Origin of the sequence: Micromonospora sp. NPDC005324 (genome assembly GCF_040607155.1) — a bacterium.
GTDB lineage: Bacteria > Actinomycetota > Actinomycetes > Mycobacteriales > Micromonosporaceae > Micromonospora > Micromonospora trifolii.
The window spans coordinates 1-13209 of record NZ_JBEXGE010000012.1; the positions used below are offsets into that span (position 1 = coordinate 1).

Annotated in this window: 13 protein-coding genes; 7 read left to right on the forward strand and 6 right to left on the reverse strand. The window is 70.1% G+C overall.

The window, feature by feature from the left end; translation table 11 throughout:
• Positions 1-112: 112 nt before the first annotated feature.
• A complete protein-coding gene (gyrB, locus tag ABZS40_RS14830; protein ID WP_354943810.1) occupies positions 113-2059 on the reverse strand; it encodes a DNA topoisomerase (ATP-hydrolyzing) subunit B in 1947 nt (648 codons plus the stop codon).
• Between the two features lie 521 nt (positions 2060-2580).
• Between gyrB and ABZS40_RS14835 the strand changes: the two genes are divergently transcribed.
• Together ABZS40_RS14835 and ABZS40_RS14840 are read left to right on the forward strand one after the other, a co-directional pair.
• Entirely contained in the window at positions 2581-3135 is a 555-nt protein-coding gene (locus ABZS40_RS14835; RefSeq protein WP_354943811.1) for a hypothetical protein, read from the forward strand.
• An 86-nt stretch (positions 3136-3221) separates the two neighbouring features.
• Positions 3222-3398 carry a hypothetical protein gene (locus ABZS40_RS14840; RefSeq protein ID WP_354943812.1) on the forward strand — a complete coding sequence of 59 codons (177 nt, stop codon included), beginning with the start codon at positions 3222-3224 and terminating at the stop codon, positions 3396-3398.
• 7 nt (positions 3399-3405) lie between these two features.
• Here ABZS40_RS14840 and ABZS40_RS14845 read toward each other — a convergent pair whose 3' ends face one another.
• From ABZS40_RS14845 to dnaA, 5 genes are all read right to left on the reverse strand, one after another.
• The gene (locus tag ABZS40_RS14845) at positions 3406-4017 is read right to left on the reverse strand and encodes a DciA family protein (protein WP_354943813.1); all 612 of its coding nucleotides are present in this window, start codon (positions 4015-4017) and stop codon (positions 3406-3408) included.
• Positions 4007-5140, reverse strand: coding sequence for a DNA replication/repair protein RecF (recF, locus tag ABZS40_RS14850; protein ID WP_354943814.1), 1134 nt, complete (start codon positions 5138-5140; stop codon positions 4007-4009). The genes ABZS40_RS14845 and recF overlap by 11 nt, the downstream gene beginning before the upstream one ends.
• A 16-nt stretch (positions 5141-5156) precedes the next feature.
• Positions 5157-6029 carry a phosphogluconate dehydrogenase (NAD(+)-dependent, decarboxylating) gene (gnd, locus tag ABZS40_RS14855; protein WP_354943815.1) on the reverse strand — a complete coding sequence of 291 codons (873 nt, stop codon included), beginning with the start codon at positions 6027-6029 and terminating at the stop codon, positions 5157-5159.
• Between the two features lie 39 nt (positions 6030-6068).
• Positions 6069-7202 (reverse strand): DNA polymerase III subunit beta, encoded by a 1134-nt coding sequence (gene dnaN / locus ABZS40_RS14860; protein ID WP_210782097.1) that lies wholly within the window; start codon positions 7200-7202, stop codon positions 6069-6071.
• 775 nt (positions 7203-7977) lie between these two features.
• Entirely contained in the window at positions 7978-9804 is a 1827-nt protein-coding gene (gene dnaA / locus ABZS40_RS14865) for a chromosomal replication initiator protein DnaA (RefSeq protein ID WP_354943946.1), read from the reverse strand.
• A 626-nt stretch (positions 9805-10430) separates the two neighbouring features.
• Between dnaA and rpmH the strand changes: the two genes are divergently transcribed.
• The 5 genes from rpmH (at position 10431) to ABZS40_RS14890 (ending at position 13137) form a co-directional block, all read left to right on the forward strand.
• Positions 10431-10568: a 50S ribosomal protein L34 gene (gene rpmH, locus ABZS40_RS14870; RefSeq protein ID WP_007453904.1), complete on the forward strand. Its 138-nt coding sequence runs from the start codon at positions 10431-10433 to the stop codon at positions 10566-10568.
• Between the two features lie 34 nt (positions 10569-10602).
• Positions 10603-11019 carry a ribonuclease P protein component gene (gene rnpA / locus ABZS40_RS14875; RefSeq protein ID WP_354943816.1) on the forward strand — a complete coding sequence of 139 codons (417 nt, stop codon included), beginning with the start codon at positions 10603-10605 and terminating at the stop codon, positions 11017-11019.
• Complete coding sequence (gene yidD, locus ABZS40_RS14880; protein WP_354943817.1) at positions 11016-11312, forward strand: membrane protein insertion efficiency factor YidD; 297 nt, start codon at positions 11016-11018, stop codon at positions 11310-11312. Before rnpA ends, yidD begins: the two co-directional genes overlap by 4 nt.
• A 2-nt stretch (positions 11313-11314) precedes the next feature.
• Positions 11315-12304, forward strand: coding sequence for a membrane protein insertase YidC (yidC, locus tag ABZS40_RS14885; RefSeq protein WP_354943947.1), 990 nt, complete (start codon positions 11315-11317; stop codon positions 12302-12304).
• Positions 12305-12516: 212 nt separating this feature from the next.
• Positions 12517-13137: a R3H domain-containing nucleic acid-binding protein gene (locus tag ABZS40_RS14890; RefSeq protein WP_238677489.1), complete on the forward strand. Its 621-nt coding sequence runs from the start codon at positions 12517-12519 to the stop codon at positions 13135-13137.
• The last annotated feature ends 72 nt before the right edge of the window (positions 13138-13209 follow it).

A 13209-nucleotide genomic window follows, 5' to 3' on the forward strand; every position in this document is an offset into this window, starting at 1 on the left:
GCCCCCTGTCTTCCGGGCGCCCCCCCCGGGCCCCCTCCCGCCCCCGCGGTTTCAAACCCGCTGGCCCCCGGCGCCGCCGCCGCCCCGCCCCCCCCCCCCCCACCACGGTCTGTCAGATGTCCAGGAACCGGACGTCCTTGGCGTTGCGCTGGATGAACGACCGGCGCGCCTCGACGTCCTCACCCATCAGCACACTGAACAACTCGTCGGCGGTCGCCGCGTCGTCGAGAGTGACCTGACGCAGGGTACGCGTCGCCGGGTTCATAGTGGTTTCCCACAGCTCGGGATAGTTCATCTCGCCGAGGCCCTTGAAGCGCTGGATGTCGTCCGGTTTGGCGTTCGGCTTCTTCTGCTGGCGCAGCGCGATCAGCCCGTCCCGCTCGCGGTCGGAGTACGCGTACTGGGCGTCGTCGCCCTTCTTGTTCCACTTGATCTTGTAGAGCGGCGGGGCGGCCAGGTAGACGTTCCCCATCTCGACCAGCGGACGCATGAAGCGGAACAGCAGGGTGAGCAGCAGCGTCTGGATGTGCTGGCCGTCGACGTCCGCGTCGGCCATCAGCACCACCTTGTGGTACCGCAGCTTCTCCATGTCGAAGTCGTCGTGGATGCCGGTGCCCAGCGCGGTGATCAGCGCCTGGACCTCGTTGTTCTTCAGCACCCGGTCGATCCGGGCCTTCTCCACGTTGAGGATCTTGCCGCGGATCGGCAGGATCGCCTGGGTCCGTGGGTCGCGACCCTGCTTGGCCGAGCCGCCGGCCGAGTCACCCTCGACGATGAACACCTCGGACTCGCGGGGGTCTGTCGACTGGCAGTCGGCCAGCTTGCCCGGCATCGAGCCGGACTCCAGCAGCGACTTGCGCCGGGCCAGCTTGCGCGCCTGCTGGGCGGCGATCCGAGCCCGGGCCGCCTGGGAGGCCTTCGTGATGATCATCTTGGCCTCGGCCGGGTTGCGGTCGAACCAGTCGACCAGCCGGTCGTTGCAGACCCGCTGCACGAAGCTCTTCACCGGGGTGTTGCCCAGCTTGGTCTTGGTCTGGCCCTCGAACTGCGGGTTGGCCAGCTTGACCGAGATGATCGCCGCCAGCCCTTCGCGAATGTCCTCGCCGGAGAGCTTCTCGTCGCCCTTGAGCAGCTTCTTGTCGGTGCCGTACCGGTTGACCACGCTGGTCAGCGCGGACCGGAAGCCCTCCTCGTGGGTGCCGCCCTCGTGGGTGTTGATCGTGTTGGCGAAGGTGTAGACCGACTCGCCGTACGACTCGTTCCACTGCATGGCGATCTCGAGGGACATGCCCTCCTCTTCGGCCTCGAACTCGACCACGGTCTTGTGGATCGGGCTCTTCGAGGCGTTGAGGTGCCGGACGAAGTCCGCGATGCCGCCCTCGTAATAGAAGGTGACCTCGCGCTGCCGGCCGTCCTCCTCCTCGGCCACCCGCTCGTCGAGCAGGTGGATGCGGAGGGCACGGTTGAGGAAGGCCATCTCCTGCAGGCGCCGGTAGATGGTCTGGAAGTCGAAGTCGACGGTCTCGAAGACGTCGGGGTCGGGCCAGAAGGAGACCGCCGAGCCGGTGCGGTCGGTGGTCTCGCCCTTCTCCAGCTGGCTCGGCTTGGAGTTGGTGTAGTGCTGCCGCCACACGGAGCCGGACTTGTGGATCTCGACGAACATCTTGGTGGAGAGCGCGTTCACCACTGACACACCGACGCCGTGCAGACCGCCGGAGACCGCGTACGCCTTGCCGTCGAACTTGCCACCCGCGTGCAGGATGGTCAACGCGACCTCGACACCGGGCTTCTTGAGCTTCGGGTGAAGGTCGACGGGGAAACCACGGCCGTTGTCGGTGACCCGGACGCCGCCGTCGGCGAGCAGCACCACGTCGATGGTGTCGCAGTATCCGGCCAGCGCCTCGTCGACCGCGTTGTCGACGACCTCCCAGACGAGGTGGTGCAGACCGCGCTCGCCGGTGGACCCGATGTACATACCGGGCCGCTTGCGAACCGCCTCCAGCCCCTCGAGAACGGTGATCGACTCTGCGCCGTACTCCTGCTTGTCCTGCGCTGCCACCCTCGGCCACTTTCTCGCGTCAGCCGCGCCGCTAGGGCGCGTCGGGCGCGGGTTCGGCGGACAGGACGCGACGTCGGCGCGTGGACCGGCGCCGGAGACCTCCGGACAGCGGGTCGAACGCGCCGGTCGCCGCGGTTGCCCGCGGATCGCGATCGGCTCGACCCGACGTGGAGAATGAATCTGGGGCTAGCGGCCCCGTCCCACTCCCGCACCGGGTCTTCGTCTCGCTGTCAATCCTACTGTGCCCGGAGGACAGAACCACCACTCGGCACCCTCAGAGAGGCGGCTGAGAAGTCCATAGCCGGCAGAACCCCGCCGCCCACGACTCCCCCCACACGCCAGGCCCCCATCGCACGCGCCGCCCCGGAACGGGTTGACCCGCGGTCGGGCGGGTCGGGGGTCGCGGCCGAAGCGTCAGTGCCGTACGTTTGCGGCGCCCCGGAACCAGCCTTGATCTTTACCGGTTGGAACCGGGACGATCGACCCGATCGACCCGACACGTGCTCTTTAAGAGGTGACAGATGGGGCTGGACAACGTCGCGGTGCACTGGCCGCGGACCGGCCGCTTCTACGATCCGGTGGCGCCGGCCGAGTTCGTCGACTTCGGCGAGATCGTCGACCTGCCGCGCATCTCCGCGCCGACAGCGGCGCTGGCCGAGCTGATCGCGAAGACCGGCACCATCCGGGCGACCGCGTACACCGAGTTGGTGGATCTGCTGCTCGGCCTCGAGGGTGTGTTGTACGCCACAGACGCCGCCGCCGAGGACGAGGATCCGGTGATCGACCCGGACGGCTGCTCCTGGATCGCGAGCGGCATCGAGCGGTTCGTGGCCGCGCACCGCGCGACCGGCGAGGCGGTCACCTTCGATTCGGTGAGCACCGTGCTGCGCTCCCTGCTCGGCGATGGTCGGTTGGCCGAGCAGCAGCTGCGCTGGCTGGAGAGCCGGCTCGACGCGCTGCGCGACGAGCGCGGTGACCCGCCGCAGTGGAACTTCACCTGCGCCGAGCTGGGCGTGCTGGCCGCGTTCTACCGGCGCTGCGCCGAGCGCGGGTTCGCCGTCTACGCCGACGCCTGAGCCGCCGCGTCGGTCTCCGAGGCGGCTGGCCGGTTGGCGGCCGAGATCAGCCGCGTGAGCACCGCGTGGGCGAGGGTGGCCGACTGATGCGCTGGGCCTTCCGGCACCTCGCCGGCCCGGCCGAGGGTGTGCAGGGCGCGGTGCAGGGTGGCTCGGCCGAGGCCCGCGAGGCGTGGAAACGCGACCTGGCCGAGCGCAAGCGCTTCACCCGGGAGCAGCGGGAACGCAGGCGGGCAGCCCGCGCCGCCGACCGGCGCGGCTGAAGCCGGCTCAGCCGTACGTGTCGCGCGGGCCCCGGCCGCGTACCCGGCGTGGGCCCTTCCCCCAGGAGGGCGCGGCCGGGCCGTGAATGTGCAGCTTGCGCACCACGTTGTGACCGACCTCGCTGGCGATCTGCTTGAGCAGCGAGCCGGCGAGCAGCCGCAGCTGCGTGGCCCAGGCGGTCGACCGGGCCTCCACGGTCAGCTCGCCGTTCTCCAACTTCACCGGGCGACTGTTCTGCGCGACCTCCGCGCCGACGACCCGCTCCCAGGCGCCGAACACGGTGGCCTCGGCCGCCGGCTGCTGCCAGCCCCGCGCCTTCACCAGCCGGTTCAGCACGGCGCTGAGCGGCTGCGGATCGCGCGGATCGGGGCCGGGGCCGGAGTAGCCGCGCAACCGCCGCCCGGAGCCTCCGGCAGCGTCGCCGCCGCCGGGGGTACGCCGGGCGCGGGCCGCCGCCTGCCGTCGGGACAGCGCCGCGTCGAGGACCGCCCGGGCCAGCTCCGGGCCGCTGGCGGCCGCCGCCGACCCACCGGCCGCCGATCCCTCCGCCGCCTTGGGGGTACGCGCAGCAGGGCCGTCGCCGGCCGCTGGCCGTTTGGTGCCTGGCTCATCCGACACGGCGTACCGTCCCTTCGCCGACCTGATAGCGGGTGCCGCGCAGGGCGGCCGGCACGTCGTCGTCCACCGCGCAGGTGACCAGCAGCTGACTCGCCCCGCCGACCAGCTCTGCCAACCGCTCCCGGCGGCCGGTGTCCAACTCCGCGAAGACGTCGTCGAGCACCAGCACCGGCTCGATGCCGTCGGCGCGCAGCAGGTCGTACCCGGCCAGCCGCAGCGCGAGGGCGAACGACCAGGACTCACCGTGGCTGGCGTACCCCTTGGCGGGCAGTGGGCCGAGAGTCAGGGCCAACTCGTCGCGGTGTGGGCCGACCAGGGTGGTGCCCCGCTCGATCTCCGCGGAGCGGGACGCGGCCAGGGCCGCCGTCAGCGCCTCGGCCAGCGCGGCCCGGTCGGTGGTCGGTTCGGCCAGCTCGATCGAGGGCCGGTAGGTGATGCTCGCCGCGCCTCGACCGGCGGCCACCGCGTCGTACGCCTTCGCCACGTGCGGGGTGAGCGCGGCCACCAGCTCCAGGCGGCCGGCGAGCAGCTCGGCCCCGTGCTGGGCCAGGTGGGTGTCCCAGACCGCGAGGGTGCCGAGGTCGCCGCCCCGGGACCCACCGGTCTTGCGGGCCAGGTACGCGGTGCGCAGCAGGGCGTTGCGCTGCTTGACGACCCGCTCGTAGTCGGCCCGCACGCCGGCGAACCGGGGCTGCCGGTTGACCAGCAGGTCGTCCAGGTAGCGGCGGCGCTCGGCCGGGTCGCCCCGGACCAGCTCAAGATCTTCCGGAGCGAAGAGCACCAGCCGGAGCGCCCCGAGCACGTCCCGGGCCCGCCGCGCCGGTGAGCGGCCCAGTCGGGCCCGGTTGGCCTTGCCGGGCACGATCTCCAGCTCGACCAGGAGCTCGCGGCCGTCGTGCACCACGGCGCAGCGGATCACCGCTGACGTGGCGCCCATCCGGACCAGAGGCGCGTCGGTGGCGACCCGGTGCGAGTCCAGGGTCGCCACGTAGCCCAGCGCCTCGACGAGGTTGGTCTTGCCGACGCCGTTGGCGCCGATCAGGACGTTCGCTCCCGGCTGGAGGTCGACGGCCACCCGCTCGTACGAGCGGAAGTCGACCAGTTCCAGCCGGTGAACGTACACAGGTTGTGGATACCGCTCAGCGCTTGTGGACGGCGTGGCCACCGAACTGCTGACGCAGCGCGGAGACGGCCTTCATGGCGGGCGAGTCCTCCTGCCGTGAGGCGAACCGGGCGAACAGCGAAGCGGTGATGACGTTCAGCGGCACCGCCAGCCGGACCGCCTCGTCGACCGTCCACCGGCCCTCGCCGGTGTCCTCCGTGTAGCCGCTCAGGTCCGCCAGCTCCGGGTCCTCGTCGAGCGCCCGGTCCAGCAGGTCGAGCAGCCAGGAACGGACGACGGTGCCCTCCCGCCAGGACTTGATGACACCCGGCACGTTGGTCACCAGCTCCGAGGCGGCCATCAGCTCGTAGCCCTCGGCGTAGGCGTGCATCAGGCCGTACTCGATGCCGTTGTGCACCATCTTCGAGTAGTGCCCGGCGCCGACGGGGCCGGCGTGCACGAAGCCGAACTCACCCTCCGGCTTGAGCGCGTTGAAGATCGGCATCAGGCGGTCCACGTGCTCCTGGGCGCCGCCGACCATCAGCCCGTAGCCGTTCTGCCGGCCCCAGACGCCGCCGGAGACCCCGACGTCCAGGTAGCCGATGCCCCGCTGGTTGAGCCGCTCCGCGCGGGGCGCGTCGTCGCTGAAGCGCGAGTTGCCGCCGTCGATGATGATGTCGCCCTCGCCGAGCACCTCGGCGAGCTCGTCGATCGTGGCGTCGGTGACACCGGCGGGCACCATGACCCAGACCGCGCGGGGCGACTCAAGCTTCTCTGCCAGGCCCGCGATGGTCGTGACGTCGCTGATCTGCGCGTTGTGGTCGAAGCCGACCACCTCGTGCCCGGCCGAACGCAACCGCTCCCGCATGTTGCCGCCCATACGGCCGAGTCCTACCAGGCCGAGCTGCATGTGTTCCTACCTCCGTGGATCTGGTGTTGCTGGGCGCGATCAGCGCGAGACGCGGATCGGCATGATGAGGTACCGGTACCCCGGAATGACCTCGCCATCCTCGCCGGCGGGGGAGATCACCGCGGGCTTGAAGGCGTCGACGAACGAGAGCACGGCCGTCTGGGCGCCCAGGTTTGCCAGACCGTCGATGAGGTACTGCGGGTTGAAGCCGATGGTCAGTGGCTCACCGGTGAAGGTGGCCTCCATCGCCTCGCTGGCCCGTGCCTCCTCGGAACCGCCGGCCTCGACCACCAGGCCGTCGGCGCTGAAGCTGAGCAGCACCGGGGTGGTCCGTTCGGCGACCAGCGCGACCCGCTTGACCACCTCGATCAGCGTGCTGACCGGCACCCGGGCCGCGGCGTTGTGGGTGGCCGGGAAGAGCGACCGCACCGGCGGGTAGTTGGCACCGTCGAGCAGCCGGCTGGTGGTGCGTCGGGTGCCGCCGGCGAGGCCGACCATGCCCTCGCCCGCGGCGCCCTGGGCGAGGGCGAGCGTGACCTCGCCGCCCAGCGGGCCGAGGGCCTTGGCGGTGTCGTTCAGGGTGCGGGCCGGCACCAGGGCGTTGATGCTCACCTCGGGGTCGTCCGGCCGCCACTGGATCTCGCGCAGCGCCAACCGGTAACGGTCGGTGGCGAGCATCGACAGGGTGTCGCCGGACAGCTCGACGCGGACACCGGTCATCATCGGCAGCGTCTCGTCGCGACCGGCTGCGATGGCCACCTGGGCCACGGCGGTGGCGAACGCGGCGGCGTCGACAGTGCCGGCGCTCTGCGGCATCTCGGGCAGCGCTGGGTAATCCTCCACCGGCATGGTGGGCAGGGTGAACCGGGCGCTGCCGCAGACCAGCTCGAGGTGCGCGCCGACCGCGGCGATGTCGACCGGCTTGGCCGGCAGCGCCTTGGTGATCTCGGCGAGCAGGCGGCCGGAGACGAGCGCGGCGCCGTCGGCGTCGCCCTGCACCTCGACGGTCACCTGGCTGGAGACCTCGTAGTCGAACCCGGAGACCCGCAGGTTGCCGTCGGTGACGCGGAGCATCACCCCGGCGAGCACCGGTACGGATGGCCGGTTGGGCAGGCTCTTCGCGGTCCACGCCACAGCCTCGGCGAGCGCGTCGCGCTCCACTCGGAACTTCATCAATGCCTCCGCGTCGACGTCAGCGACAACTCTCTCATGCCGACCGCTGCCTACCGTCCCGCCCGACCGTGCGGGTACCCATCGCACCTTAGGGCGCGGGGACATCGGCTGTGCGCCCGACCCCATGGATCGTGTCGATGCTGACCGGCTGATCCGACAGCGTTCGGCCCGATCCACAGAAAGCCCAACGGTGATGATTGGTTTTTGTTCTCTTAGAAGAGATAACTCATCGTCTTCATCGCACCTGTGCAAACTGTGGAAAACCGAAGTCTGGGCAGCTCAGACAGGTTATCCACCGGTGATTTAGCTGTGGAGAACCCGGGGTGCAACCGGCCTGTGTGTCCACAGCCCGGTGACGACGGCCGGTTGTCCACCGTTGTCCACCGGTTATCCACCGGTAATCCACCGACTTTCTCCCCAAGCCTGTGGATCGCGGGGAAGATCACCATTGCCGTCATCCCCAGAACCTTCAACAGCTCGTACACAGGTTGACGATGATCGGTGGATAACCTGGCCGTCGTCCCCAGGCGTCCACAGCCTCGTACACAGGGTTTTTCCACAGCCTGTGGGTAACTGGCGGAGGACGGACCGTAGTTATCCACCGACGGTGGACAGCGAGCTGTGGATAACGAGTGGGGATCGAGGCGGTCACGGCCTCGATGCTGTGGTCTCCACCATGTCGAGAGTCCAGCTGACCGACCCAAAAAGAACGCCCGACCGGAGATCCGGCCGGGCGTGTTCCGGGCTGTACGCCGCCGTACGGCGGTCGTACGCCTCAGCTGTTCTGCTTGATCCGGTTGGTCAGCTCGGCGATCTGGTTGTAGAGCGAGCGGCGCTCCGCCATCTGCTGACGAATCTTGCGGTCGGCGTGCATGACAGTGGTGTGGTCCCGGCCACCGAACGCCTGCCCGATCCGGGGCAGCGACAGCTCGGTCAACTCCCGACACAGGTACATGGCCACCTGGCGGGCGTTGACGAGCACACGGGACCTGGACTGGCCGCGCAGATCCTCCAGGCTCACTCCGAAGTAGTCAGCGGTCGAGGCCATGATCTGGTCGGCGTTGATCTCCGGACCGGCGCCGTCGGGCATGAAGTCCCGAAGCACCTCCTCGGCCAGCGACAGCTCGACTGTCGACCGGGTCAGGCTCGCGAACGCGGTCACCCGGATCAGCGCGCCCTCCAGCTCCCGGATCGAGTTCGACACCCGGGAGGCGATGAACTCCAACACGTCCGGCGGGGCGTACATCCGCTCCTGCGCCGCCTTCTTCTGCAGGATCGCGATCCGGGTTTCCAGATCCGGCGGCTGGATGTCGGCCAGCAGCCCCCACTCGAACCGGGTTCGCATCCGGTCCTCGAGGGTGGCGAGCTGGCGCGGCGACCGGTCGGAGGTGATCACGATCTGCTTGTTGGCGTTGTGCAGCGTGTTGAAGGTGTGGAAGAACTCCTCCTGGGTGCGCTCGCGGTTCTCCAGGAACTGGATGTCGTCGATCAACAGGATGTCGACGTCGCGGTAGCGCCGCTGGAACGCGCTGGTCTTGTCGTCCCGGAGCGAGTTGATGAAGTCGTTGGTGAATTCCTCGGTCGAGACGTACCGGACCGAGCGGGCGTTGCCGAGTGTCGTGGCGTAGTGCCCGATGGCGTGCAGAAGGTGTGTCTTGCCCAACCCGGAGTGCCCGTAGATGAACAGCGGGTTGTACGCCTTGGCCGGTGACTCCGCCACCGCCACGCTCGCCGCGTGGGCGAAGCGGTTGGACGAGCCGATGACGAACGTCTCAAACATGTACTTCGGGTTGAGCCGGTTGCCGCCGGTGTCGGCACCGGGCAACCGTCGGTCGTCACGGCCACCGGTCCGATGGTCCACCGCGCTGCGACCCGGGCCGCTGTCCGTTCCGCTGTCCCGAGGGAGCGAACGGATCACGTGCTGGTCGCGCGGCGACGCCGAGTCGTCCCGGTAGCGGGGCTCGTAGGGGCGGGTGTCCGGGCCGGGCGGATCCAGGCGGGCGGCCTGGTCGTCGTAGCCGCGCCGGTCCGGGCCCGGTCGGGAGGGCCGCAGGGGCTCCGCGAAAGAGGCGCTGAACAACGCCTCCTGCCCGTCCCTGCTGGCGGGAATCAACCCCGCGCGATGCCCCTCCATGCTCGGCGCGAGCGGCGGACCCGCCGGCGCGGGCGGCGCCACCGGATCGGTGCGCGGCACGGAGGACTGCTCAGGGATCATCGCGTCGGCCGACGGTCGAGAGCCGTGGTCGTCGTCGAACGGCGCGAGACCCGGGCCGTCGATGTCGAGCTGCCCGGTCTCCGGAGCGCTGCGGTAGACGGTGCCGGCCGGTCGGCCGGTGGCGTCCTCGGCCACCCGAACGGTGACCGCTACCTGGATCGGTCGGCCGAGCCGGCGGGTGAGCGCCTCGGTGATGGCCGGGCGCAGCCGTGACTCGATCACGTCGCGGGTGAACGCGTCCGGAACGGAGAGCAGTGCGGTGTCCTCGACGATCGCTCGCAGCCGGGTCAGTCGGAGATAGGCACGCTGCTGGGCGGAGATGATCTCGTCGGCGAGCTCGTCGGTCGCCGCTAACCACACCGCGGCAAGGTCGGTCGTACCGGCCACCGTCGTGCCACCCCCTCGCTTCTGCTCCCGGCCGCCGCTGTCTGCCAGCCGGCCGTCCCGGGCCCGCCGCGTTCGCGGGTGGAACAACACCCACCCGGACGGTCGACCGGTGGTCATCCACAAGTTATCCACAGCCTGTGTACCGACCGATTGTGGCCGCCGCCGGACGCGGGTGGGACCTGCCCCTGCCTGAACGGGCGCTGAAGCGGGTTCACCGTGCCGAACGATTCACTGCCATGTCCGGTCTTGCCTGCGCGACGACCGGACCTTCCGACGCTCACCGCAATCGGGCACGGTAACAGCGTTGTCCCTGCGCCATCAACCGGCGACGCGGCGGCGCCCTTGTCGGCATCAGCGAAAAGCGCCCTTCGGCCTCGGGCGCGTCCCCGTTGTCCACTGCTCGGGGTGTTTGACGGTCATTGCCCCCCTGCGTAGGCTGGAACGGCTGCTTTCTCGCCCTCTGCTAGGGTGATGGTGCTTGCTGTCCGCGGTCGCATCCCCGCATCGCCGAGGTCCCCGCTCCGCTGGACAGCACCGATCGTGGGCCACCGTCGAGGTGGCCTGGACCACCACACGACCCCGGCGATCCCGTCGCGCGGGGCGCGTACGAAAACGGAGAGCCTGACGTGAGCAAGCGCACCTACCAGCCGAACAACCGCCGGCGCGCGAAGACCCACGGCTTCCGGCTGCGCATGCGCACCCGTGCCGGCCGTGCCATCCTGTCGAGCCGTCGCGCCAAGGGTCGCACCACCCTGTCGGCCTGAGCCGACCGGGCCGGTCCAGGGGACGTGGGCAGTCGTGCTGGCCGCCGCACAGCGACTGCGGCGCAGCACTGACTTCGCCGCAGCGGTTCGCGGTGGCCGTCGCGCCGGACGTGGCGCCGTCGTGGTCCACCTGGCCGTGGCGGTGACCGTCGACCCCAGCACACCGACCTCGCCGGAGCCGGCACGGGACAACAGTGCGGAGCAGTCGTCCGCGCCCTCCCGTGCCGGCTTCGTCGTGTCTAAGGCGGTCGGCAACGCGGTGACCCGTAACCGGGTCCGGCGCCGACTGCGGGCGCTGGTCCGGGAACGGTTGACCGACCTGCCCACCGGCAGCACCCTGGTCGTCCGGGCGCTCCCCGCCGCGGCGCAGGCGTCGTACCCCCGGCTCGCCACCGACCTGGACGCCGCCATCGCGGTCGCCCGGTCGCCCCGCGAACGGCGGCCCCGATGACCGGCACCGAGCAGAGCAGCCCACGGCCGTCGACAACAGGTGCCAAGGTGCTGATCGCGCCCATCATCGCGTACCGTCGGTGGATAAGTCCGGCACTGCCGGCTCGCTGTCGGTTCTACCCGTCGTGCAGTGCGTACGCCCAGGAGGCGGTCGTCCGGCACGGCGCGCTCCGGGGAGCCGTGCTGGCGGCCCGGCGGTTGTTGCGCTGCCACCCCTTTCACCCTGGTGGATATGACCCGGTGCCGGAGCCGGGCGGCCGCCGTCGTGCTGATGTGACTGGAGCCCCGAATTGAGTCTGAGTCTCGACTGGATCTACTACGCGATTTCGTGGATCCTGCTGACCTGGCACTCTGCCTGGGACGCCATCGGGGTGCCCGTCGGCGCGGTGATCGGCACCAACTTCGCCTGGATCCTGTCCATCATCTTCCTGGTGGTCACCGTCCGGGTGATCCTGTTCCCGGTCTTCGTCAAGCAGATCAAGTCGCAGCGGGCGATGCAGGCGCTCCAGCCCAAGGTCAAGGAGCTTCAGGAGAAGCACAAGGGTGACCGGGAGACGCTCCAGAAAGAAATGATGGAGCTCTACAAGAAGGAGAAGGCCAACCCGCTGATGGGTTGCCTTCCGATGTTCCTTCAGATCCCGGTCTTCCTGGGCCTCTTCCACGTGCTGCGCCGGCTCGACCCGGACAAGCAGAGCAAGACCCTCTACGGCTGGACCGTCGACCAGTTCCAGAGCGCCTCGGAGGCGAAGCTCTTCACCGCCCCGATCGCCGGCAAGTTCGGCTCCACGGCCGACGAACTGGCCAGCCTCGGCGCCAACGGCACCACCGTGAAGATCATTGCTGGTGTCCTGGTCCTGGTCATGATCGCGACCACCTACCTGACCAGCCGTCAGATGATCCTCAAGACCGGCTGGGCCGAGGACCCGCAGCAGCGGATGATCCAGCGACTGATGCTCTACGGCATCCCCGCGTCGCTGCTGATCTCCGGCGCGATCTTCCCGATCGGCGTCATCATCTACTGGGTCACCAACAACCTCTTCACCCTCGGCCAGCAGCAGTGGGTGCTGCGGAAGTTCCCGCCGCCGGTGACCGCCAAGAAGGCCGTCGCCCCCGCCGCCACCCGCAACCCGGTGCAGCCCGCCAAGTCCGGTGGCCTGTTCGGCCGCGGCAAGGCGGCCCCGCCGGCGCCGGTCAAGGCGACCGCGCCCAAGGTTGCCGGGCCGAAGCCGGGTGCCAAGCCGGTGAACAACCCGAAGAAGAGCCGCCCCGCCAAGCGGCAGGGCTGACCTGCGAGGGCCGCCGCCGGTGATCCGGCGGCGGCCCGTTCCGCACCGCGCAGCCGCCGTACGGCCGGCGCCGGGCGGAACCGACCGCGCACCGCGCGGCCACGGGCGACACTGCCCGTACAGACGTGCCTGTGGGCACCGGCGACCTCCCGCCGGCCCCGGGAAACCAGTCGGACCCCACGGTCCGGCCGAGCGAGTACGGAGATGAGACCGTGACCGAGACCAGCATCCCCCGCGCCGAGCAGTCCCTGGACGAGGAGGAGACCGCCACGCTCGCGGTGGACGGCGACGACACCGAAGCCGATGACACCGAGGCGGACGACGACACCGACACCGCCGCCGCCGGCACCCGGGTGAAGAAGGCTGTGGGCGAGGGCGACCTGTTCCGGCAGAGTGAGATCGCCGCCGACTACGTCGAGGGCCTGCTCGACATCCTCGACTACGACGGCGACATCGACGAGCTGGTCGCCGCCGGCCGTCCGATGGTCGAGGTGGTCGGCGAGCGGCTGCAGAATCTGGTCGGTCAGCGCGGGGCCACCCTGGAGGCTCTCCAGGAGCTGACCCGCCTTGCCGTCTTCCGGCAGACCGGTACGCCGAGCCGCCTGCTGCTCGACGTCGGTGGCTACCGGGCGAACCGCCGCAAGGAACTCGCCGCGGTCGCCAAGAACGCTGTCGAGAAGGTCAAGGAGTACGGCGAGCCGGTCCGCCTGGAGGCGATGTCCGCGTTCGAGCGCAAGTGCGTTCACGACGTCGTCAACGCCATGTCCGGCGTGGCGAGCGAGTCCGAGGGTGTGGAGCCGAACCGGCGCATCGTCGTACGGCCGGCGGACTGACCGGGTGACCCACGACGACATCACGGCCGACGCCGTGTCCGGCCCGGGCGGCACGCCGCCCGGGCCGTCCGC